This is a genomic window from Microbispora sp. H10949 (assembly GCF_014161435.1).
In the GTDB taxonomy this organism is placed as follows: domain Bacteria; phylum Actinomycetota; class Actinomycetes; order Streptosporangiales; family Streptosporangiaceae; genus Microbispora; species Microbispora triticiradicis.
Genome location: NZ_JABBWZ010000001.1, coordinates 622,923 through 644,641 on the forward strand (window position 1 = coordinate 622,923; position 21,719 = coordinate 644,641).

The 21,719-nt window shown below is 72.6% G+C and carries 18 protein-coding genes; 9 read left to right on the forward strand and 9 right to left on the reverse strand.

Annotation, left to right across the window (positions count from 1 at the left end):
- Positions 1-26: 26 nt before the first annotated feature.
- Positions 27-2,048 carry a DNA primase gene (gene dnaG / locus HHX40_RS02780; RefSeq protein WP_182879280.1) on the reverse strand — a complete coding sequence of 674 codons (2,022 nt, stop codon included), beginning with the start codon at positions 2,046-2,048 and terminating at the stop codon, positions 27-29.
- 84 nt (positions 2,049-2,132) lie between these two features.
- Here dnaG and HHX40_RS02785 point away from each other — a divergent pair, with 84 nt between their 5' ends.
- Positions 2,133-2,969, forward strand: a complete 837-nt coding sequence (locus HHX40_RS02785) for a M23 family metallopeptidase (RefSeq protein WP_182874700.1) — start codon at positions 2,133-2,135, stop codon at positions 2,967-2,969.
- Positions 2,970-3,018: 49 nt separating this feature from the next.
- On the opposite strand, the gene HHX40_RS02790 is transcribed toward HHX40_RS02785, so the two are convergent.
- Positions 3,019-3,762: an SDR family oxidoreductase gene (locus HHX40_RS02790; RefSeq protein WP_182879281.1), complete on the reverse strand. Its 744-nt coding sequence runs from the start codon at positions 3,760-3,762 to the stop codon at positions 3,019-3,021.
- Positions 3,763-3,832: 70 nt separating this feature from the next.
- Between HHX40_RS02790 and HHX40_RS02795 the strand changes: the two genes are divergently transcribed.
- Entirely contained in the window at positions 3,833-4,903 is a 1,071-nt protein-coding gene (locus HHX40_RS02795) for a LysR family transcriptional regulator (protein WP_182879282.1), read from the forward strand.
- Here the strand turns inward: HHX40_RS02795 and HHX40_RS02800 are convergent.
- Positions 4,839-6,137, reverse strand: a complete 1,299-nt coding sequence (locus HHX40_RS02800; protein WP_182879283.1) for a deoxyguanosinetriphosphate triphosphohydrolase — start codon at positions 6,135-6,137, stop codon at positions 4,839-4,841. The genes HHX40_RS02795 and HHX40_RS02800 overlap by 65 nt on opposite strands.
- 204 nt (positions 6,138-6,341) lie before the next feature.
- Here HHX40_RS02800 and HHX40_RS02805 point away from each other — a divergent pair, with 204 nt between their 5' ends.
- Positions 6,342-7,139: a hypothetical protein gene (locus tag HHX40_RS02805; RefSeq protein WP_138461348.1), complete on the forward strand. Its 798-nt coding sequence runs from the start codon at positions 6,342-6,344 to the stop codon at positions 7,137-7,139.
- Here the strand turns inward: HHX40_RS02805 and HHX40_RS02810 are convergent.
- Together HHX40_RS02810 and ppdK are read right to left on the reverse strand one after the other, a co-directional pair.
- Positions 7,136-9,031, reverse strand: coding sequence for a M14 family zinc carboxypeptidase (locus HHX40_RS02810; RefSeq protein WP_310737916.1), 1,896 nt, complete (start codon positions 9,029-9,031; stop codon positions 7,136-7,138). The genes HHX40_RS02805 and HHX40_RS02810 overlap by 4 nt on opposite strands.
- Before the next feature lie 150 nt (positions 9,032-9,181).
- The gene (gene ppdK / locus HHX40_RS02815; RefSeq protein ID WP_182879284.1) at positions 9,182-11,818 is read right to left on the reverse strand and encodes a pyruvate, phosphate dikinase; all 2,637 of its coding nucleotides are present in this window, start codon (positions 11,816-11,818) and stop codon (positions 9,182-9,184) included.
- A 459-nt stretch (positions 11,819-12,277) separates the two neighbouring features.
- On the opposite strand from ppdK, the gene HHX40_RS02820 reads away from it, so the two are divergent.
- On the forward strand, positions 12,278-13,738 hold the full coding sequence (locus HHX40_RS02820) for an alpha/beta hydrolase (RefSeq protein ID WP_310737917.1): 1,461 nt from the start codon (positions 12,278-12,280) through the stop codon (positions 13,736-13,738).
- A gap of 106 nt (positions 13,739-13,844) precedes the next feature.
- Here HHX40_RS02820 and HHX40_RS02825 read toward each other — a convergent pair whose 3' ends face one another.
- Both HHX40_RS02825 and HHX40_RS02830 read right to left on the reverse strand, forming a co-directional pair.
- Positions 13,845-15,230 carry a glycine--tRNA ligase gene (locus HHX40_RS02825; protein WP_182874706.1) on the reverse strand — a complete coding sequence of 462 codons (1,386 nt, stop codon included), beginning with the start codon at positions 15,228-15,230 and terminating at the stop codon, positions 13,845-13,847.
- 202 nt (positions 15,231-15,432) lie between these two features.
- The gene (locus tag HHX40_RS02830) at positions 15,433-15,750 is read right to left on the reverse strand and encodes an antibiotic biosynthesis monooxygenase family protein (RefSeq protein WP_182874707.1); all 318 of its coding nucleotides are present in this window, start codon (positions 15,748-15,750) and stop codon (positions 15,433-15,435) included.
- A gap of 92 nt (positions 15,751-15,842) precedes the next feature.
- Between HHX40_RS02830 and HHX40_RS02835 the strand changes: the two genes are divergently transcribed.
- From HHX40_RS02835 to HHX40_RS02845, 3 genes are all read left to right on the forward strand, one after another.
- Complete coding sequence (locus HHX40_RS02835; RefSeq protein WP_310737918.1) at positions 15,843-16,295, forward strand: DUF6703 family protein; 453 nt, start codon at positions 15,843-15,845, stop codon at positions 16,293-16,295.
- 127 nt (positions 16,296-16,422) lie between these two features.
- Positions 16,423-16,863, forward strand: a complete 441-nt coding sequence (locus HHX40_RS02840; protein ID WP_182879286.1) for a Fur family transcriptional regulator — start codon at positions 16,423-16,425, stop codon at positions 16,861-16,863.
- Positions 16,864-16,938: 75 nt separating this feature from the next.
- Complete coding sequence (locus tag HHX40_RS02845) at positions 16,939-17,493, forward strand: CGNR zinc finger domain-containing protein (protein ID WP_225312076.1); 555 nt, start codon at positions 16,939-16,941, stop codon at positions 17,491-17,493.
- Positions 17,494-17,514: 21 nt separating this feature from the next.
- On the opposite strand, the gene HHX40_RS02850 is transcribed toward HHX40_RS02845, so the two are convergent.
- Positions 17,515-18,303 (reverse strand): isoprenyl transferase, encoded by a 789-nt coding sequence (locus HHX40_RS02850; RefSeq protein ID WP_182874708.1) that lies wholly within the window; start codon positions 18,301-18,303, stop codon positions 17,515-17,517.
- A gap of 30 nt (positions 18,304-18,333) precedes the next feature.
- Positions 18,334-19,116: a DNA repair protein RecO gene (gene recO / locus HHX40_RS02855; protein ID WP_182879287.1), complete on the reverse strand. Its 783-nt coding sequence runs from the start codon at positions 19,114-19,116 to the stop codon at positions 18,334-18,336.
- Between the two features lie 274 nt (positions 19,117-19,390).
- Here recO and HHX40_RS02860 point away from each other — a divergent pair, with 274 nt between their 5' ends.
- On the forward strand, positions 19,391-20,980 hold the full coding sequence (locus HHX40_RS02860) for a CDP-alcohol phosphatidyltransferase family protein (protein WP_182879288.1): 1,590 nt from the start codon (positions 19,391-19,393) through the stop codon (positions 20,978-20,980).
- A complete protein-coding gene (locus HHX40_RS02865) occupies positions 20,977-21,687 on the forward strand; it encodes a DUF5941 domain-containing protein (RefSeq protein ID WP_182879289.1) in 711 nt (236 codons plus the stop codon). Before HHX40_RS02860 ends, HHX40_RS02865 begins: the two co-directional genes overlap by 4 nt.
- Positions 21,688-21,719 lie beyond the last annotated feature (32 nt).

Sequence of the window (21,719 nt, forward strand, 5' to 3'; positions counted from 1 at the left end):
TGTGCGGTCTGGAAAGGGACGCTTATTCAGGCTCCGCTCGCGCGTTCCCGCAACACCCGTCGCTGCTGTTCCAGCGCCACCAGTTCGCCGAACAGCCGGTTGTACTCCTGCTGCTCGTCGACCGGGTTGAGCCGCTGCAACCGCGACTTCACCCGCGCGACCGCCCGGCCGACCGAGATCTCCTGGATCTTGGCCAGGACGGCCGCGCCGTACCGCTCCTCGACGTTCACGTCCGCGCGCACGGCCTCGACCGCGAACCGGGTGACGAGCGACCTCAGGTCGAGGCCGGGCACCGCGCCCGCGGCCCCGGGTTCCGTCTGCTCCAGGAGCCGGTCCACCCACTCGCGCCCGCCCGGCCCGCCGGCGGCGGTCCCACCGGCCGCGGCGACGACGCCGAACAACGCGACGTGCTCGGGCAGCGTGAACGTGTCGGGCTCGAGCGCGTCGAACTCGGGCCCGAGCAGAGCGGGCCGCTGCACGGCGAGCTTGAGCGCCTCGGCCTCCAGCCGTACAGCGGGATCCATCGGGTCGGGCCCCGCCGCGCCCGACCTCGCGGCCGGTCCCGGGCCCGCCTGCTGCCCGGCCGCGGCACGCCCGCCCTGCCCGTTCTGGGCACGCCCGCCGGGGGTACGTGCGCCCTCCTGCGCCCGGCCGGCCGTCTGCTGCACGCGCCGGATGACGAAGCCCTCGTCCATGAAGCCGAGCCAGCGGTCGAGGTCGACCGTGTACGCCTTGCGCAGCCCAGGGTCCTTGATGGAGGCCACGATGGGCGCGGCGGCGTCGAGCGCGGCCAGCCGGCCCTCGTTGGTGTCGAGGTCGTAGCGGGACAGGACGCTGCGCACCGCGAAGGCGAACAGCGGCTCACGACCGGCGATCAGGTCCCGCACGGCCGCGTCGCCCTGCTTGACCCGCAGGTCGCAGGGGTCGAGACCATTGGGCTGCACGGCGACGAAGGTCTGCGTGACGAACTTCTGCTCGTCCTGGAAGGCGCGCAGGGCGGCCTTCTGCCCGGCGGAGTCGCCGTCGAACGTGAAGATGACCTCGCCGCGGAACTCGGCCTGGTCGAGCAGCAGGCGGCGCAGCACCTTGATGTGCTCCTCGCCGAAGGAGGTGCCGCAGGTGGCCACCGCGGTCGGCACACCGGCCAGGTGGCAGGCCATGACGTCGGTGTACCCCTCGACGATCACGGCCTGGGACCGCCGCGCGATCTCCCGCTTGGCGAGGTCGACGCCGTACAGCACCGAGCTCTTGTGGTAGATCGGGCTCTCGGGGGTGTTCAGGTATTTGGGGCCGTCGTCGGAGTCGAGCAGCTTGCGCGCCCCGAAGCCGATGACGTCGCCGGTGATGTCGCGGATGGGCCAGACGAGGCGGCCGCGGAACCGGTCGACCGGCCCGCGCCTGCCCTCACGGGCGAGCCCGCCCTTGATCAGTTCCTGTGCGGTGAACCCGCGGCCCATCAGGTGCCGCGACAGCGCCTCCCACTCGTTCGGCGCGTAGCCGACGCCGAAGTGCTCGGCGTCGGCCCGTTCGAAGCCGCGCTCGGACAGGAAGCGCCGCCCGGGGCCCGCCTCGGGGCCGGACAGCCGCTCGGCGTAGAACTCGGCGGCCGCCCGGTGCGCCTCGATCAGCCGCACCCGCTCGCCCTGCTCGCGGCCCGGCACGTAGCCGCCCTGCTCGTAGCGCAGCTGGATGCCGGCACGCTGCGCGAGCCGCTCGACGGCCTCGGCGAACGTGAGATTGTCGATCTTGCGGACGAACGTGATGACGTCGCCGCCCTCGGCGCAGCCGAAGCAGTAGTAGTAGCCCCGGGCCGGGGTCACGTTGAAGGAGGGCGACTTCTCGTCGTGGAACGGGCAGAGCCCCTTCAGGTTGCCCCCGCCCGCGTTGCGGAGCTGGATGTGCTCGCCGACGACGTCGGCGATCGGTGAGCGCTCCCGTACGAGCGCGATGTCCTCGTCACTGATCCGCCCGCTTCGCCCTGCCACGCTGGCGAGTCTAGTGCCGGCCTCCGACAGGCCGGGCCGCCCCTCGTCCGGGCATGCGGACATGTCACGACTTTCCCGAACCGGTCGTGATATCCGGCTTGGTCCGTTAGAAAGGAAAGGTTCGGTAACGTCGACCAGGTGGAGATCATGCGATCGGGGAGACTGGCCGCCCTCACCGGCGCCGCGTTCTTCGCGGCGTCCTGCGGCGCGCCCGGGGGCGTCGCCGGTGTGAGCACGCTGCCGCCGGCGACGCCGCCGGCGAACGGGATCACGGCCGCGACCGCTCCTTCCGACCCTGGACAGGCCGTTCCCCCCGCGGGCGACGAGCCCGTGCGGATGCCGCCGCCGAAGATGTCCCCCTACACGTACGCCTTCCCGGTCAAGGGATGCAAGGTGTCGTACTCCCGCAAGCTGCTCGTGCTCCCCAAGACCACCATCTGGGCGGAGAAGGGGTGCGCGTTCGTGTCGCCGGTCGACGGAGTGGTCCAGGAGGTCAACGTCAAGAACCAGTGGGCCCCCTCGACCGACCGCGGCGCCGACCGGGAGGGCCGGTACGTCACCGTCAAGGGCGAGGACGGCGTGCTGTACCTCGGCGGCCACCTCGACTCGGTCGACGAGGACCTCAAGGCGGGCGCCAAGGTCAAGGCCGGGCAGCTCCTCGGCCGGGTGGGCAACTCCGGCAACGCCCGCGACACCGCGAGCAACCTCTACTTCGCCATCTCCTGGCCGACCGCGCCGCAGAACTGGTGGATCCGCCGGGGCATCGTGCCGCCGTGGCCCTACCTTGACGCCTGGGACGACGGCAATCGCACGGTCTCCCCGCGCAAGGCCATGCTGACGCTGCGCAAGAGGCTGGGCGCGACGCCGCCCTGCACCCAGTTGTGCGCCTCCAAGCAGCAGCAGTCCTCGCCGCCCCCGGAGGAGTCCCGGCCGCCCAAGAAGAAGGACAACGACGAGGACACCAGGGTGGTCGTCCCTCTCTGAGCCCTTCGGCCCCGGCCGTTCACCAGGGCACCGTTCACCAGGAGACCGTTCACCAGGGCATCGGGCCGTTCTCGTCGAAGAAGCCGCCAGTCGGCCCGTCCGCTCCGAGCGTCGCGAGCCGCACCACGACCGCCGCGCCCTGCGCCGCCGTACGGGGAAAGGCCAGGCCGAGGTCCCTGGCGAAGTCGGTGTCGCAGGCGCCGGGAGCGACGGCGTTGACGAGGACGCCCAGCGGGCGCAGGTGCTTGGCGTACTGCACGGTCAGCGCGTTGAGCGCGGTCTTCGACACGGGATAGGCCACGTTCCCCGGCATGCCGGTGAAGTGGTGGTCCGGGTCGTTCATGTGCGTCATGGACGCCGTGCCGCTGGAGACGTTCACGACGCGTCCGGCCGCCGACTTCGCCAGGAACGGCAGCATGGCGTCGGTGACCCGGACGACCCCGAAGAGGTTGGTCTCGAACACCGCGCGCACGCCGCCGAGGTCGGCCGCGCCGGGCGGCTGCCGGGCGTCGCCGGAGATCCCGGCGTTGTTGACGAGCACGTCGAGCCGGCCGAAGCGGTCGCCCACCCGCTCCGCGGCCGCGCGCACGCTCTCGTCGTCGGCGACGTCGAGCGTCAGCGGATGGACCTCCAGGCTCTCCGCCCGGAGCGCCGTGACCGCCGCGTCGCGGCGCTCCGGATCGCGCGCCCCGAGCAGCACGGTCATGCCGAGGGCGCCCAGCTGCCTGGCGGTCTCGTATCCGATTCCCTTGTTCGCGCCCGTTACCAGGGCGACGGTGTCAGTGCCTGTCATGGGTCCAGCCCACCATCCCGCCCCGCGCGCGGCCCAACACCGACTCGGTCACCGGCGATACCCTCGCGGTATGAACGCTGGTGACGACGGCGTCGAGACGCGGGAGCTGGCCTATTTCGTGGCGGTGGCCGAGGAGTTGCACTTCGGGCGGGCGGCCCGCCGCCTCGGCATCGCGCAGCCGCCCCTGTCGCGGGCGATCCAGCGGCTCGAACGCCGCCTCGGCACGCGACTGCTGGATCGCGACAGCCGCACGGTCACCCTGACCGAGGCGGGCGAGACGCTGCTGCGGGAGGGCCGCGCCGCGCTCGCGGCGGTGTCGGCGGCCGTGCGCCGCACCCGGCGGGCCGGGCGGAGCGAGCCGTCCCTCGTCCTGGCCGCCAAACCGGACGCAGACGCCGGCCTGCTGCCCGTGATCCTCACGGCGTACGCGGCCACGCCGGACGCGCTGCCCGTCGACATCGTCTTCAGCTCCTGGGAGCGCGGCGCGATGGTGCGGGACGGCCGGGCCGACGCCGCCCTGATGCACGCCCCGCGCGAGGACCTGACCGGCCTCGCCTTCGAGGACCTCCTGACGGAGGCGCAGGTGGCCGTGCTGCCCCGGCGGCATCCGCTGGCCGCCCGGGCCGTGCTGTCGATGGCCGACCTGGACCGCGAGCCGCTGCCGCGGTGGCCGCGGGCCGCCCCCGACGGCACCTACCGCATGGCCGAGAGCGGCCACCTGATGCATCTCATCGCGCTCGGCCGGGCGGTGGCGGTCGTCCCCGAGTCGGTGCGGGCGAACCTGCGGCACGACCTCGTCGGCGTGCCCGTGGCCGACGCGCCGCCGACGACTCTCGTGCTCGCCTGGCCGGAGGGCAGCAGGTCGCGGGCGCTGGCCGCGTTCGTGCGGTCCGCCGCGGAAGCAGCGCGGACAGCCCGGCCGGCCCCGGCCGCGGAGAACACGCACGCCGCGCAGACGACCCGGCCGGCGGGCGCCGCACAAGAGCCCGCACCACAGACCGGGCAAACCACACAAACGGCCCAGACCACGCCGGCGGGCCTACCGGCCCAAGTTGCGGATTACCGGTGGGCCGGGGTCAGCCGACGAGACGGCGGGAGGCCGACAGGCGGCGGTGCCAGCCCATCGCCGACGCGTCGGTGAGCGAGGCGATCTGGTCGACCACCGCGCGCAGCCGCCCCGCGTCGTCGGCCGCCTGCTCGAACTGCGGGCGCAGGGCCGGCTCCAGCGTCGCGGGGGCGCCCCGCATGACGAGGTCGCCCAGCTCGGCGATGAGCTCGCGCTGCCGGGCCTGCACAGCGTGGTGCGACTCCCGCGACATCACGTAGCGGGCCGTCACGCCCTTGAGCAGCGCGCACTCCAGCCGGGCGGTCCTCGGCACCTCCAGGTTCGCGTCGTAGCGCAGGCACGCCCCTCTCCCCCCGGGTCCGGGACGGCAGCCGTACGCCTCGCGGGTGGCGTCCTGGGCCGAGCGGCACAGGCGGCCGATGAGCGTGCTGGTGAGCCGTTTGAGCGCGGCGAGGTCGGCGAGCCCGGCGTCGAAGTCGGCCGGCCACAGCGGCTCGGCGAGCAGCCGCGCGAATGTCTCGGCCAGTTCGTCCACGTCGGCGTCGGGGGCGTACCACTCCCGGGTCAGGCGGCACACCTCCAGCCGCTCCTCCGGGTCACGCAGCTCCGCCGTCGTGACGTGGCCGCAGGCCAGCGCGTCCTCCAGGTCGTGCACCGAGTAGGCCACGTCGTCGGCCCAGTCCATGACCTGTGCCTCGAAGCGGATCGCGTAGTCGGGCGCCCCCTCCCGCACCCACCGGAAGACCGCGAGGTCGTCGGGGTAGACGCAGTACGGCCCGCCCTCGCCGGCGAGCGGGACGCCGGGGACGCGGCAGGCGGACCCGGCCCAGGGATACTTGCAGACCGAGTCGAGCGCGGCGCGGGTGAGGTTGAGCCCGGCGCTGCGGCCGTCCTCGGTGATGACCTTGGCCTCCAGCCGCGTCAGCAGGCGCAGGTTCTGGGCGTTGCCCTGGAACCCCCCGCACGGCGTCGCCAGCTCGTCGAGCGCGGCCTCCCCGTTGTGGCCGAAGGGGGGATGCCCGAGGTCGTGGGCGAGGCAGGCGGTCTCCACCAGGTCGGGGTCGCAGCCGAGGACCCTGCCCATCTCCCGGCCGATCTGCGCGCACTCCAGCGAGTGGGTCAGCCGTGTGCGGGGACTGTGCAGGCCGGTGTAGTCGGCGGGGGCCACCACCTGCGTCTTGGCGGCGAGCCTGCGCAGCGAGGCGCTGTGGAGCACGCGCGCCCGGTCGCGCTCGAACGGGCTCCGCTCGGGGTTCCCGGGCGGCTCCGGCACCCATCGTGCCTGGTCGTGCTCGTCGTAGCGGGCCATGCGTCCTCCTCCCTGTCGCCCTCGCCTGGCCGCCGTGCCCCGGCCGTGTCCCGGCCGCGTCCGGCCCCCATCCGGCGGGGAATGGAGCGTACCCCCGAAGGTCGGGTTTCACGACAGATCCGGTAGTACGAAGGAAGATTGCCGCTCTTGCCGTGATTCGCGACGCCGGGTGATACTCGGCTTCGCTGCCGAGGAGGAGCCCAGGTGGTGGACAACGAGCTCGCGGAGGTCCTCAGATCGGGACCCTTCGAGCGGGCCCTGCGGACGGCGATCCGCGCCCGGGGGCTGAGCCTCGACCGCCTCCACTCACGGCTGCGTGAGCGCGGCGTCGCCATCAGCCTGTCCAGCCTCAGCTACTGGCAGCGCGGCCGGTCCCGGCCGGAGCGCGCCGCCTCCCTGGCGGCCGTCCGGGAGCTGGAGACGATCCTGTCGCTGCCCGAGTACGCGCTGATCGGCCTGCTCGGGCCGCCCCGTCCCCGGGGCCGGCGGCCGGAGACGGTCGCCGTGCTCAGCCACCACGAACAGGTCGTCGTGGGCGCCGACCGGCGCCGGAACCGGGCCAGCGCCCGGGTCGTGCTGCGGGCCGCGGCGCCGGGCGTGGACCGGTACGTGGTCGCCCATCCCCCCGGCGCCCGGCTGCTGCGGGCCGAGTCCTGCCGCCCCGGCCGCAGCGACGACGCGGGCCCCGGCACGCTGACAGAGCTGATCTTCCCGCATCCCCTGACCACCGGCGAGACCCGCGTCGTCGAGTACGTCACCGCGTTCCCCGCGACGGCCGACCGCTACGACCTGCACTTGCGGGACCCGGTCGAGCAGTTCCTGACGCAGGTGCGGTTCGCGGGCGGGCGGCTGCCGGTGCGGTGCTTCCACACCTGGTCCCCGGACGCGTCGGCGCCGCCCGGGGACGCCGGTGAGCTGCGCGTCGACGCGTTCGGGACCGCCCACGTCGTGGACACCGCCGCCCGGCCGGGCGTCCGAGGCGTCCGCTGGGAATGGCGCTAACTCTTCGTGATCTTCACGTCGTCGACGGCGGCCTCCACCAGGCTGGCCGCCGACAGGTCGGCCGCCTCGATCTGGATCCGTACGGTCTGGCCGGCGAAGGCGGTCAGCGACGCCGTGGCGACGCTCCACGAGCCGTTCCGGTTCGCGGCCGCGCCCAGCTGCTCGAAGACCGTGCTCGTCGTGCCGCCGATCACCCTCACCCGGAAGTAGTCGTCCGGCGAGGCGTTCGACCCGTGGGCGAGATACCAGGAGAACGACAGCGTGAGCGTCCCCGACGACGGCAGCGTGATCGCGGGCGACCTGATCGTCGTCGCTCCCCCGTCGACGTCGTAGTCCCCGGCGCTCGCGCCCGCCGCCGCGCCGGTGACCAGGTCGTAGCTCCCGCTGACCGGCGTGCCGAGCTGCTTGGCCCCGCTCGACGACGTCGCGGCGGGGCGGCCCCGCTCCCAGGCGCCGGAGGCCGCGGTGTCGGTGCCCGCCGCGTTCACCGTCCAGCCGGTCGCGGTCTCGAAGTCGTCGGAGTAGACGGTCGTGGACGGGGTGCCGGTGCCGCAGTACGTGGACTCCTTGCCGATGACCCGGTAGACGCAGTCGGCGTTCTGCGTGAGCAGCAGCGCCGCGGCCCGGTTGCGCGAGGTCTCCCTGTCGATGACCTCGTCGGGCGGGTAGAAGCCGGGGCTGCTCCCGGTGGGATACATCTCGAAGGTGTACGTGAAGATCTTGTAGGTGCCCCACATCCAGTCGTCGATGGAGCCGTCGGTGATGTAGAGGTCGCTGGCCTGCTCGGGGGTGTAGCCGTTGGTGGCCGCCATGCTGCGGCCGAGCGCGGCGTGCGCGTCCCGGTCGTCCTGCGTCATGCCGGGGCCGGTGTCGGCCGTCGTGTACCCGTACGGCCACAGGACGAGTTCGCTGTAGGTGTGCCAGTCGATGGCCGCCTTGATCTGCTGGACGCCGCCGACGACCCGGCCGCGCACGAAGTCGGCGGCCGCCTTGACCTCCGGCGCGGACTCGGCCGCCGCGCCGCGGTAGGTCTCGCTGGACGCGGTGCCGGAGGACCCGCCGCAGCAGCCCCACCGGTAGGCCCAGTTGCGGTTGAGGTCGGTGCCGACGCTGGAGGTGCCGGAGTTGGGCTGGCGGTTCTTGCGCCACGACCGGTAGGAGCCGGTGGCGATGTCGTACTCCCCGCCGTCGGGGTTGAGGTCGGGCAGGATCCAGATCTCCCGGGTGTTCACCAGGTCGGTGATCTGGGCGTCGCTGCCGTACCCGTCGGTGAACAGGCGCAGCAGATAGATCGCCATCTCGACGGTGAGGTGCTCGCGCGCGTGCTGGTGCGCGGTGAACAGCACCTCCGGCTCGCTCTCGTCGGTGGCCACGTTGTCGCTGATCTTGACGCCGATCATGTCGCGACCCTCGTACGACCGGCCGTAACTGAACCTGCGGGCGATCGCGGGATGGGCGGCGACGACCTGGTCCACCAGCGTGCTGAGCTCGGCGTAGTTGTGGTAGCCGGAGTCGCCCGAGGGGAAGTCGAAGGTCTGTGGCCCGCTCTCGTCGGCGGGCGGGGCGAGCTCGGTGACCCTGAACCCGAGCGCCCGGATGGCCGCGACCTCCCGGGGCGTCGCGGTGACGACCAGGCTCCGGCCGTGGACCTCGTCGATGGCGGCGCCCGTACGGGCGACGGCGCTGCGCTGGGCGACGTCGGCGGGGCCGTCCACCTGGTACTGCCTCGACGGCGCCGGATCGACGGCCCGCACCGCCGGGGCGACCCTCGCCGATCCGGCCGGTCCGGCCGCCGAGGCGTCCGGCGGAGCGGCGGCGCCGAGCACGGCGGGGATCACACCGAGCAGCACGGCCGCGATCCCCAGCGCCGGCGGGTACAGACGTCTTCTCACTCCACGCCCTCCCTTGCGGTAGGTACGTAGAGTGATCAGTCAGGCGGCCGGGATCAACGTTCACCGGGCCGTGTCGCGCGGCCCGGTGAACTACCCGCATCATGAACTGGATGTTCCACAACCAGTCCGGATGTTCTGTGGAATTTCAACTCACCGGCTGTCGGAACCCGTGCGGGTCAGCGCGGCGCGGCCCGCCTCCAGCCGGGCCACCGGGACGCGGAACGGCGAGCAGGAGACGTAGTCGAGCCCGATCTCGTGGCAGAAGTGGACCGAGTCGGGGTCGCCGCCGTGCTCGCCGCAGATGCCGAGCTTCAGGCCGGGCCGGGCCCGCCTGCCCTCCTCGGCCGCGATCCGCATCAGCCGGCCGACGCCGTCCCGGTCGATCGACTCGAACGGCGAGACGCCGAAGACCCCGAGGTCGAGATATCTGCCGAAGAAGGCGCTCTCCACGTCGTCGCGGGAGAACCCCCAGGTCATCTGGGTGAGGTCGTTGGTGCCGAACGAGAAGAAGTCGGCGGCCCCGGCGATCTGCCCGGCCGTCAGCGCCGCCCGGGGCACCTCGATCATCGTGCCGATCGCCGCCTCCACGACCGCCTCGGCGAGGATTCCCGTCGCCTCCTCCCGGACGATCTCCAGCTCCTGCACGGCGCCGACCAGCGGGATCATGATCTCCGCCCGCGCGCCCTCGACCTGTCTGGCCGCGGCGGCGATGGCCCGCACCTGCATGGCGAACAGCCCGGGGATCGCGAGGCCCAGCCGGACGCCGCGCAGGCCGAGCATCGGGTTCTGCTCGTGCAGGCGCCGGACCGCCGCCAGCAGCCTGCGGTCGCGGTCGCCGGCCCGCTCGCCTGCCACGGCGACCCGGACGGCGAGGTCGGTGAGGTCGGGCAGGAACTCGTGCAGCGGCGGGTCGATAAGCCGGATCGTCACCGGAAGGCCGCGCATGGCCTCGAAGATGCCGGCGAAGTCGGCCGTCTGGAGCGGTTCGAGCGCGTCCAGCGCGACCTGCCGCTCCTTGTCGCCCGGCGCCAGGATCAGGTCCTCCACGAGCCGCCGCCGCTCCCCGAGGAACATGTGCTCCGTACGGCAGAGCCCGACGCCGAGCGCGCCGAAGCGGCGGGCGCGAGCGGCGTCCTCGGGGGTGTCGGCGTTGGCCCGCACCTCCAGCCGGCGTACGGCGTCGGCGTGGGTCATGACGCGGTCGACGGCCCGGACCAGTTCGTCCTCGACCCGCCCGCCCTCGAAGTAGCGGGCCACCGGCGAGGCGGTCACCGGCACCTCCCCGAGGTAGACGGCGCCGGTGCTCCCGTCGATCGAGATGAGGTCGCCCTCGTTCACGACGACCCCGCCGGGCGCGGTGAAACGGCGGGCGTGCGGGTCGACCTCCAGCTCCTCTGCCCCGCACACGCAGGTCTTGCCCATGCCGCGGGCGACCACGGCGGCGTGCGAGGTCTTGCCGCCCCGGGAGGTGAGCACGCCGTGCGCCGCGATCATCCCGGCCAGGTCGTCGGGGTTGGTCTCGCGCCGCACGAGGATGACCGCCTCGCCCCGTCCGGCCACCTCGACGGCCCGCTCGGAGCTGAAGACGGCCCGGCCCGCGGCGGCCCCGGGCGAGGCGTTCATGCCGGTGGTCAGCCGGTGGCCGCCACCCGTGGCGGCGAACCGGGGGAACATGAGGTGGGCGAGCTGGTCTCCGTTGACCCGGGTGACCGCCTCGTCCATGTCGATGAGGCCCTCGTCGACGAGCTGGGTGGCGATGCGGAAGGCGGCCTCGGCCGTGCGCTTGCCGACCCGCGTCTGCAGCATCCACAGCCTGCCGCGCTCGATCGTGAACTCGATGTCGCACAGGTCGCGGTAGTGCCGCTCCAGCGTCGCCATGATGCCGAGAAGCTCGTGGTACGCCTCCGGGTTGATGGTCTCCAGCTCCTGCAGGGGAACGGTGTTGCGGATGCCGGCGACGACGTCCTCGCCCTGGGCGTCGCGCAGGTAGTCGCCGTAGACCCCCCGGCGCCCGGAACCCGGGTCGCGGGTGAAGGCGACCCCGGTGCCCGAGTCGGGGCCCATGTTGCCGAACACCATGGCGACGACGTTGACGGCGGTGCCGAGGCCGGCGGGGATGCGCTCCTGACGGCGGTAGAGGACCGCGCGGGGCGCGTTCCACGATTCGAAGACCGCCCGTACGGCGAGGTCCATCTGCTCACGGGGGTCGGCGGGGAACTCCCGGCCGGCCCGGGCGCGGACGATGCCTTTGAAGGTCTCGACCAGCCGTTGCAGGTCGGCCGCCTCGAGTTCGGTGTCGTCCCGGTCGCCCTTGAGGTCGTCCATCGCGTCCTCGAACGACTCGCCGTCGATGCCCAGCACGGTCCTGCCGAACATCTGGATCAGCCGGCGGTAGGAGTCCCAGGCGAAGCGGTCGTTGCCCGACTGCTTGGCCAGCCCGAGGACCGAGTCGTCGTTCAGGCCGATGTTGAGGACCGTCTCCATCATGCCGGGCATCGAGAACCTGGCCCCCGACCTGACGCTGACGAGCAGGGGGTCGTCCGCCTGGCCGAGACGCTTGCCCATGCGCGCCTCCAGGGCGGCGAGGTACTCGCCGACCTCCTCCTCCAGTCCGCCGGGCAGGTCGCCGTGCCGCAGGTAGTGGCGGCACGCCTCGGTGGTGATGGTGAAGCCGGGAGGCACGGGCAGGCCGATGTTGGTCATTTCCGCCAGATTGGCGCCCTTGCCGCCGAGTAGGTCCTTGAGGTCCTTGTTACCCTCGGTGAATCCGTAAACATACTTCGGCATCCGACGCTCCCTTCTGAACTGCCGCAAAAGCCATCGAAGCGGCCTGCAACTGGACTGTACCGGGGAAAATCATCCTCAACCGTCACCCTCTGCCTCACATACCGTTTACCCAGGTAGAAGAGGCCGCAGAGGTCTAATCCAATTGATTTTTACGGGACCGTGGCAATGGTTCATACCAATTCGCCGCCGGGCCGAGGCGGCGGGCGTTCGAAAGCACGGAAATGGTGTAGACCACGTGGCCGGTAAGGCCGCGTACCGGTGAGTCGGCCGTGCTGAGCCGCTCGGGTGCGATATAAACGAGCCACCCTCCGACCACAGCCAAGGGGAGGGTTTCCTGTGTCGCGAGCGGTGTCGCGAATGGTGCCGGCACGCGGGACGCCGGCGCGGCAGGCGTCGGCACCGAAGGCATCGGCGCGGGGGGTGCCGACGCGGGGGGTGCCGGCTCGGAGGCTCTGGCCGGTGACGACGGCGGTGGCCGCGGGACTGGCCGCGCTGGTGGCGGCCACCGGGTGCGAGGGCGCGCGGGTCACCCCGGAGCAGAGCGTGTCGGGCACGCCGGGCCTGGACTGGAAGCCGTGCGAGGAGACGGCGTCGTCGTCCGGCTTCGAGTGCGCGACGCTCCAGGTGCCGCTCGACTACGCCGCGCCGTCCGGCAGGAAGATCGGCATCGCCCTGGTCCGGCTGCGCGCCACCGAGCCCGGCCGGCGGCTCGGCTCACTCGTCTTCAACTTCGGCGGCCCCGGCGGTTCCGGCGTCACGACACTCATGCAGGCGGCGCACGCGTTCTCCACCCTGGGCGGCCGTTACGACCTCGTCAGCTTCGACCCGCGCGGAGTCGAGCGCAGCAGCGGCATCCGGTGCCTCAGCGGCCCGCGGATGGACTACTTCCTCGCCCACGAGCCCAGCGGCGACGCCCGGTCGGAGAAGAGCCTCGTCGCCGAGTTCACCCAGGGGTGCGAACGCGAAGCGGGCTGGATCCTGCCGTACGTCGGCACGGTCAACGCGGCGCGCGACATGGAGGCGCTGCGGGCGGCGCTCGGCGACTCCCGCCTCAACTACCTCGGGTTCTCCTACGGCACCCACCTCGGCGCGGTCTACGCCACCCAGTTCCCCGGCAAGGTGGGCAGGATGGTGCTCGACTCGGCCGTCGACCCCTCGGTCACCCTGCTCGACATGTCCAAGACCCAGGCCCTCGGCTTCCAGAAGGCCTACGAGGACTACGTGGCCGACTGCGCCAGGACCCGGACGAGCTGCCCGCTCGGCGCCGACCCCGCCGCCGTGAAGGCCGACGTGCTGAAGCTGCTCGACTACCTGAACCGCAGGCCGCAGAAGCAGGGCGACCGCGAGATCACCCAGAACATCGCCAGGGCCGGCATCACGCAGGCCCTCTACAGCAAACTCACCTGGCCGCTGCTCACCGAGGCGCTGAAGGAGGGCGGGAAGGGCGACTACAGCGGCCTGCTCACGCTCGCCGACCAGTACGCCGGGCGGCGGCCCGACGGCAGCTACTCGACCCTGCAGTTCTCGCTGCCCGCGATCCTGTGCGCCGACACCACCGACCGGCCGTCGGTCGAGGAGGCCGAGAAGCTGGCCCGGCGGCTCAGGGCGCGGACGCCGGTTTTCGCGCCGACCGCGGCCAGCGCCGGGTCCTGCAGCGTGTGGCCGGTGCCGGGAGACGACGGCGCCCGGCGGGTCGACGCGAGCGGCTCGGGGCCCATCCTGGTGGTCGGCGTGACCAACGACCCGGCCACGCCGTACCAGTGGGCGCCGCGGCTCGCCGGTCAGCTGCGCACCGGGGTGCTGCTGACCCTGGACGGCGAGGGCCACGGCGCGTACGGCCAGAGCGGCTGCATCGACGACCGCGTCAACGCCTACCTGCTGGAGGGGCGGGTGCCCGCGAAGAACACGCGCTGCACCTGATCCCCCGGGCCCCCACGATCCGCCCGGCCCGTCCCCGGCGCTTTTCGTCGACGACGCGGAAGGCCCCGCCCGGGAGATCTCCCGGGCGGGGCCTTCGGTGCGCCGATCAGTCGTTCAGGTGCTGACGCAGGTAGGACTCGACCTGGTCGAGCGCGACCCGCTGCTGGGCCATCGTGTCGCGCTCGCGGATCGTCACGGCCTGGTCCTCCAGGGTGTCGAAGTCGACCGTGATCGCGAACGGCGTGCCGATCTCGTCCTGGCGGCGGTAGCGGCGGCCGATCGCGCCCGCGTCGTCGAAGTCCACGTTCCACCGGCGGCGCAGCCGCGCGGCCAGGTCACGGGCCTTCGGCGACAGGTCGGCGTTGCGCGACAGCGGCAGCACCGCGACCTTGACCGGGGCCAGGCGGTGGTCGAGGCGCATCACGGTCCGCTCCTCCATCACGCCCTTGGCGTTGGGCGCCTCGTCGACCGTGTAGGCGTCGAGGAGGAAGGTCAGCGTCGCGCGGTCCACACCGGCCGCCGGCTCGATGACGTACGGCACGTAACGCTCGCCCGACTCCTGCTCGAAGAACGACAGGTCGGTCCCCGACGCCTTCCCGTGCGCGGTGAGGTCGAAGTCGGTGCGGTTGGCGATGCCCTCCAGCTCACCCCACTCGCCGCCGGCGAAGTTGAAGCGGTACTCGATGTCCACCGTCCGCTTGGAGTAGTGGGACAGCTTCTCCTTCGGGTGCTCGTAGAGCCGCAGGTTGTCCTTGTTGATGCCGAGGTCGACGTACCAGCGCAGGCGCTCGTCGATCCAGTACTGGTGCCACTCCTCGTCGGTGCCGGGCTTGACGAAGAACTCCATCTCCATCTGCTCGAACTCGCGGGTGCGGAAGATGAAGTTGCCCGGGGTGATCTCGTTGCGGAACGACTTGCCGACCTGCCCGATGCCGAACGGGATCTTCCGGCGGGCCGACTGCTGCACGTTCAGGTAGTTGATGAAGATGCCCTGGGCGGTCTCCGGCCGCAGGTACGCCAGGCCCGACTCGTCCTCGACCGGGCCGAGGAACGTCTTCAGCAGGCCGCTGAACTGCCTGGGCTGGGTGAAGGCGCCCTTGTTGCCGCAGTTGGGGCAGGTGATGTCGGCCAGGCCGCCCGCGGGCTCGCTGCCGTGCTTGGCCTCGTACGCCTCGAGCAGATGGTCGGCGCGGTACCGCTTGTGGCACGACTGGCACTCGGTGAGCGGGTCGGTGAACGTCTCGACGTGACCGCTGGCCTGCCAGACCTCGCGGGCGAGGATGACGCACGAGTCGAGGCCGACGACGTCGTCGCGGCCCTGCACCATGGCCTTCCACCACTCGCGCTTGACGTTGTTCTTGAGCTCGACACCCAGGGGTCCGTAGTCCCAGGACGCCCGCAGGCCTCCGTAGATCTCGCTCGACGGGAAGACGAGCCCGCGGCGCTTGGCGAGGCTGACGATCGTTTCCAGGACGTCGGTGCGACGTGCCATCAGTGGGACTCCATCCGGCTGGGTGTCGGCGTTGAGATCGGGTCGGTGCGGATCGAGGTCAGGTTCAGATCGAGGTCGGCGATGCGCCGGCGGCTCGCTCAAGCGGCCGGGCTCGGCCCGGCCGCCTGCCCGCGGCGGCGGCGACGTCCGGCCACCTGCCCGGATCCGTGCCCAAGCTTAGGGGAATCCGGCGGCCCCGCGCTCACGGCTTGCCCGTGGTCCCCGCGTTCACGCCGGCGCCCGGAGGCGCGTAGACGTCCTCGAAGGCCCCCGGCTCGTTGATCATGAGGGTCATCAGCGGATACATCTCCATCCGCGCCGCCGACAGGGCGCGCCGGTAGTGGCCCGCCCCCTCCCACTCGCTGACCAGCGCCCACAGCGCGGGCTCGTCCACCGCCCTGCCGAGCCGTCCGCGGAGGTAGCCCGGCTGCGCGGCCAGCAGGTCCAGGATGGCGCGGGCCTGGGTGGCGAACTCCTCGGTGCGGGCGCCCGGCACCGAGTAGCGGATCACGGCGAGCATGCCGCCCAGCATGCCACCCTCTCCCGTACGGCCCGCCGCGAGGGGGCGGGCGAAGGGGCGCGGGAGGCGCGGGCGGGGCTAGGCTCTCAGGCGTGGGAAGCGAAACGGAACCGCCGCGCCGCCAGGTCCCCGTGCATCCCCTGGCGCGCAGGCCCGCCGGGGAGACGCAGGCGCGGGGAGCACGGGCGGGAGGAGCCCAGGGGCGATCGCCGCGCCCGGTGCGTCCGCTGCCCGCCGGCGAGCACTTCTTCACGCCGGGCGCCACCGGGGCGCGCCGGACGGTCGAGACGAAGAGCGCCCCGCTGCTGGTCTTCCTGTTCCAGATGCCCCGGTGGCTGGCCCCGGTGGTCCTGGTGGCGCTGCTCATCGCCGGGCTGGTCGTGCCGGACTGGCGCGGCGGCGTGGCCGTGCTCCCGGTGCTGGCGTTCATCGCCTGGCTGGCCTACCTGTCGTGGCCGTCGCTGCGGCCGATGGGCCGGTTGCTCCGCGTGGCGGTCGGGACCTTCCTGGTTCTCCTCGTCGCGACCCGCTTCGGGCTCTTCTGACGCGAGCCGTCCCGAGGTCGTCGCGGGTGCCGCCGGTCGGACGGCGCCGCTCGACCTGCCGGACACGACCTAGTCTGTATTTCGTAGGGCGCAGTGCGTAGGGCGCCGCCGTACCCGGGAGTCCTTGATGACCAAGAGCCGCGACGCCGTCCACGAGATCCTCCGCCAGAGCGGCGGGTTCCGCAGCGCGCAGGACGTGTTCGCCGAGATGCGCGCGGACGGCTCGAAGATCGGCCTCACGACCGTCTACCGGGCGCTCCAGTCGCTGTCCGACGCGGGCCGGGTCGACGTGCTGCGCACCGACGAGGGCGAGTCGGTCTACCGGGCCTGCCAGAGCGACACGCACCACCACCACCTCGTGTGCCGGCTGTGCGGGCGCACGGTCGAGGTGGCGGGGCCGGACGTGGAGCGGTGGGCCGAGGTCGTCGGGGCCGAGCACGGCTTCATCGACGTCACCCACACCGTCGAGGTCTTCGGCACCTGCTCCTCATGCGCCGCGTCACGCGGCGCGGCCACCCCTTCGGCGACGCCCGCGAAGACGGCGGGAAAGGCCGCCGGGAAGGGCTGACCCCGCCCCGCGCGGGCCTCGCGGGGAGTACGCTTCCTGCGCCGCGCCAAGCCCGCCGCGACAGAAGGAGATGGCGTGCCGTTCAGCCATGACATGGTGTACTCGCTGGCGACGGTGGTGGACCTCGTCAACACCGGCGCCGGCGAGCGCGACGGGCTGGCCGAGGTCGCCGACCTGGCGGAGTTCGTCGGCAGGCGCGAGGTCAGCGGGGTGCGGACGCTGACCCGGCGGGACCTCGCCGAGGTGCGGGCCCTGCGCGAGGCGTTCCACGCCGTGTTCACCGCGCCCGACCAGACGACGGCGGTCAGGGTGCTCAACACGCTGCTGGGCCGCACCCGCATCACGCCCAGCCTGACCGAGCACGACGGCCACCCGCTCCACGTCCACTACTTCGCGCCGGACGCGTCGGTCGCCGAGCATCTGGCCGCCGACTGCGGCGTCGCGCTCGCCCACGTGCTCGTGGAGAACGAGCGGGAGCGGCTGCGCACGTGCGCCGCGCCCGACTGCTCACACGTCTTCGTGGACGAGTCGCGGAACCGTTCCCGGGTCTACTGCGACAGCCGCACCTGCGGCAACCGCATGCACGTGGCCGCCTACCGGGCCCGCGCCCGCCGCCGCGACGCCTCCTGACACCTCCCGCCGCGGGTCCGGCTACCGTGCGGAGGCGGGGGCGGCCTCGTTCGGCAGCGCGCCGCCGTACCTGCGGTCGCGCTTGGCGTAGATCTCGCACGCCTGCCACAGGTCACGGCGGTCGAAGTCGGGCCAGAGCTGGTTGAGGAACACCATCTCGGCGTAGGCGGACTGCCAGAGCAGGAAGTTCGAGGTGCGCTGCTCGCCCGAGGACCGCAGGAACAGGTCGACGTCCGGGATCTCGGGCTCGTCGAGGTAGCGGGCGAAGACCTTCTCCGAGACCTTGTCGGGCTTGACCCGGCCGTCGGCGATGTCCCGGGCGAGCCGCACGGCCGCGTCCACGATCTCCGCGCGGCCGCCGTAGTTCACGCAGAACTGCAGGGTCAGCGTGCTGTTGCCGACCGTCCTGCGCTCGGCGTCCTCCAGCTCCTTGATCACGCTTCGCCAGAGCCGGCCGGGCCGCCCGGCCCAGCGGACCCGTACGCCCATGGCGTCGAGCTCGTCGCGCCTGCGCCGGATGACGTCGCGGTTGAAGCCCATGAGGAAGCGCACCTCGTCGGGCGAGCGCTTCCAGTTCTCGGTCGAGAAGGCGTACGCGGACAGGTAGGGGATGCCGATCTCGATGGCGCCCTCGATGACGTCGAACAGCGACGCCTCGCCCATCTTGTGCCCTTCGGTCCTCGGCAGCCCGCGGGCCTTGGCCCAGCGGCCGTTGCCGTCCATGACGATCGCCACGTGACGCGGCAGCAGGGCGCGCGGAATGTCGGGTGGAGTGGCCCCGGACGGGTGTGGAGTGGGAGGACGAACCATGTAGCGAGCGTATTGCGTCCGGAGCGGTCCTCAGGTGCGGAAGACGTGCGGATCCGGTGCAGGTTCGGCATCTCCGGCGCTCGGCCACTCCCGCTCGACGTGGCGCAGCGAACGGATGCCGTGCTCCAGGTGCCACTGCAGGTAGGCCGCCACCAGGCCGCTGCACTCGGTGCGGTGCCGCGGCTCGGAGGAGTCCGCGGCGGTCCAGTCGCCCCGCAGCAGAGCGATCATCAGCGCGATCGTCTCGGCCGCGGGAACGGCCGCGCCGGGCGGGCGGCACGCGCCGCAGACCACCCCGCCCGCCACGATCGCGAAGGCGCGCGCCGCCTCGGCGCCGCACCGCGCGCACTCCGACAGCGCGGGGGCGTAGCCCGCCACCGCCAGCGAGCGCAGGAAGAACGCGTCGAGCACCAGCCGGGCCTCGTGGCCGCCCTGGGCGAGCGTGCGGAGGCCGCCGACCAGCAGCAGGAACTGGCGCAGCGCCGGCTCCTTCTCCCCCACGGTCAGCCGGTCGGCCGTCTCCAGCATCGCCGTGCCCGCCGTGTATCTCGGGTAGTCGGCGACGATCGCCTCGCCGTACGGGTGCAGGGTCTCGACCTGCGTGATCACGTCGAGCGACCTGCCGCCGTGAAGCTGCAGGTCCACGTGTGAGAACGGCTCCAGCCGCGCGCCGAACCGCGACATGGTCCTGCGTACGCCCTTGGCCACGCCCCGGACCTTGCCGGTGCGCCGGGTGAGGAGGGTGATGATGCGGTCGGCCTCGCCCAGCTTCTGGGTGCGCAGCACGACGCCCTCGTCGCGGTAGAGGCTCACTCCGTCATCGTAGGGTCCGCCCGGTGGCCGGCGCCCCCTCGGGCCCCATACGAGGCTTTCACCCCACTCCAGCGCATGAATGGTGAAAATTCGGTAATGATCCGGCGACGATGCCGAGTGGCAAACCCGGACGAAGCTGTACATCTAGCGGCCGTACGGTAAACCTGGGGTGCCACGTCCGAGCGGAAAGGTCACTAAGCTTTGGCCTCCGGCGGACTTCCCCGCGCCGGTCAAGCCCCAAGGGCCTGACTCCCCCGTTGCGTGAAAGGTTGCCATGACCCGCGTGGTCCTGCTGGGCGCGCCGCCCGGCCCGATCGCTTTCCCGCCGCCCGGCGGCCGGCCCGCCCTGCCCGCGGCCATCACGCTGACCTCGCTTCCCGGGGCGCCCTCCGCGTACGACAGGCTGCTCGCGCAGGCCGCCGCGCTGGACCCCGAGCCGACGACGATCGCCCGGCCCGGCGACGCGGCGGCCTACGCCCGGCCGTACGGCCGCGTGGTGGAGAGCCGGGACGTCGCCGGAGACCTGCGCGCGCTGGCCGACGTGGCCGAGGCCGCCGAGGACAACCTGCTGATCCTGCCGGCCGACTCGCTGGTGCACGACGAGCTGATCTACCAGATCACCAAGGCCAAGCGGGGCGCCCTCGCGCTGATCGTCCGCCCGGAGCGGGACGAGAACGCGCCGATCGAGGAGATGGTGCCGATCGAGGAGGCCGTGCCCGAGATCGGCTCGCAGTTCATCGAGGGACTGCCCCAGCGCACCCGCGCGGGCCGCGGCCGGATCATCTCGGTCGGCACCGCCTACCACGCGGTGACCCGGCCGAACGCGGCGCTGCTCGGACCGCTCCACCTGCACCAGCGGCACCTGCCGACCCTCGCCGAGGCCGCCCGCGACCTGGCGGAGATGGCCCACCTGTTCGGCCCCGAGGACGACCTGACCGAGCTTCTCGTGCTCGGGCTGGTCCGGCGCGGCGTCTCGGTCGGCCGGCGGGGCCGCCGCGACCTGTTCTTCCGCCGCGTCCGGAGCCAGGCCGAGGCCGACGAGGCGCAGGCGGAGATGGCCGGCTACGACGAGGACCGGGCCCGGCTCGACAACGCGGTGAAGGGCGCCGACGGCTTCTTCACCACGTTCTTCGTCAGCACCTACTCGCGCTTCATCGCCCGCTGGGCGGCCCGCCGGGGGCTCACCCCCAACCAGGTGACGCTGATCTCGATCGCCCTCGGCCTGCTGTCGGCCGGCGCGTTCGCCACCGGCACCCGCTGGGGGGCGATCGCCGGAGGGGTGCTCATCTACTTCGCGTTCGTCTTCGACTGCGTCGACGGGCAGGTCGCGCGGTACGCCCGCAAGTTCGGCGTGCTCGGCGCCTGGCTGGACGCCACGTTCGACCGGTTCAAGGAGTACGCCGTCTTCGTCGGCCTGGCGGTCGGTGCGACGGTGTCCGGGCAGTTCGGCGACGGCGAGGGCGTCTGGACGCTGGCGCTGGTCGCGCTGGCCCTCCAGTCGGTCAAGCACCTGCTCGACTTCTCGTTCGGCGCGGCCAACCGGCGCAAGGCGCCGGTGCCGCTGCCCACGCTGGACCTCACGGTCGCCGACGACCGCCCGCTGCGGGAGGCGCTGGAGGAGCGCAGGGCGAGCCGGAGCACCGGCGTGCGCGGTCTGCTGCGGCTCTGGACGAAGGCCGGGAAGTTCCGCCCGGTCCACTGGGCCCGCAAGATGATCGTGTTCCCCATCGGCGAGCGCTTCGCCGCCATCGCGATCACCGCCGCGTTCTTCGACCCCCGGGTCACGTTCCTCACGCTGATCATCTGGGGCGGCGTCGCGGCCACCTACACCCTCACCGGACGTCTCCTGAGGTCACTCGCATGATCACCCAGCCGCAGGCCATCACCCCGCTCCCCGACCCGGACGAGGAGCGCCGCCGCGTCCAGACCGCGCGCCTGCTCGCCTACCGCGACGACGGCCCGCTCGCGACCGCGCTGAAGGGCACCCTGGGCCGGCTGCTGCCGCCGGTGCCCGCGACGGCGGTGGCGCTGCTCGCGATCGTGGCGGCGGCCGTCGCCGGGATCCTCACCGACGGCCCGGTCCTGCTCCTCCCGGTGGCCGTGCTGCTCGTGCTGGTGCTGCCGACCGCCGGCCGCGACCACCTGGGCCGCTTCGACTGGCTCACTCCCCCACTGCTGCGGGCCGCCGAGTTCCTGACGGTCATCCTGCTCGGGCTGGCCGAGAGCACGCCCAAGTGGCTGCTGTTCGTGCTCATCTACGTGATCGGCTACCACACGTACGACACGGTCTACCGCACCCGGCAGGGCATCTGGCCCCCGGCGTGGCTCTACCGGGCGGGGCTCGGCTGGGAGGTCCGCCTGCTGATCCTGGGGGCGGGCGCGGCGGCCGGGTGGCTGACCCCCGTCGCCGCCGTCCTTACGGCGTACCTGCTCGTGCTGTTCTCGGTCGAGAGCATCACCAGCTGGGTGCGCCTGGACAAGGCGTCCGCGCAGGCCCAGGCCGACCAGGACCTGGAGCAGTCGCCCGAGGACGCCGCCGAGCAGGCCACCGGCGACGCCGACCAGGGCTGAAGCAGGCCTGACCAGGGCTCGACCCGGAGTCG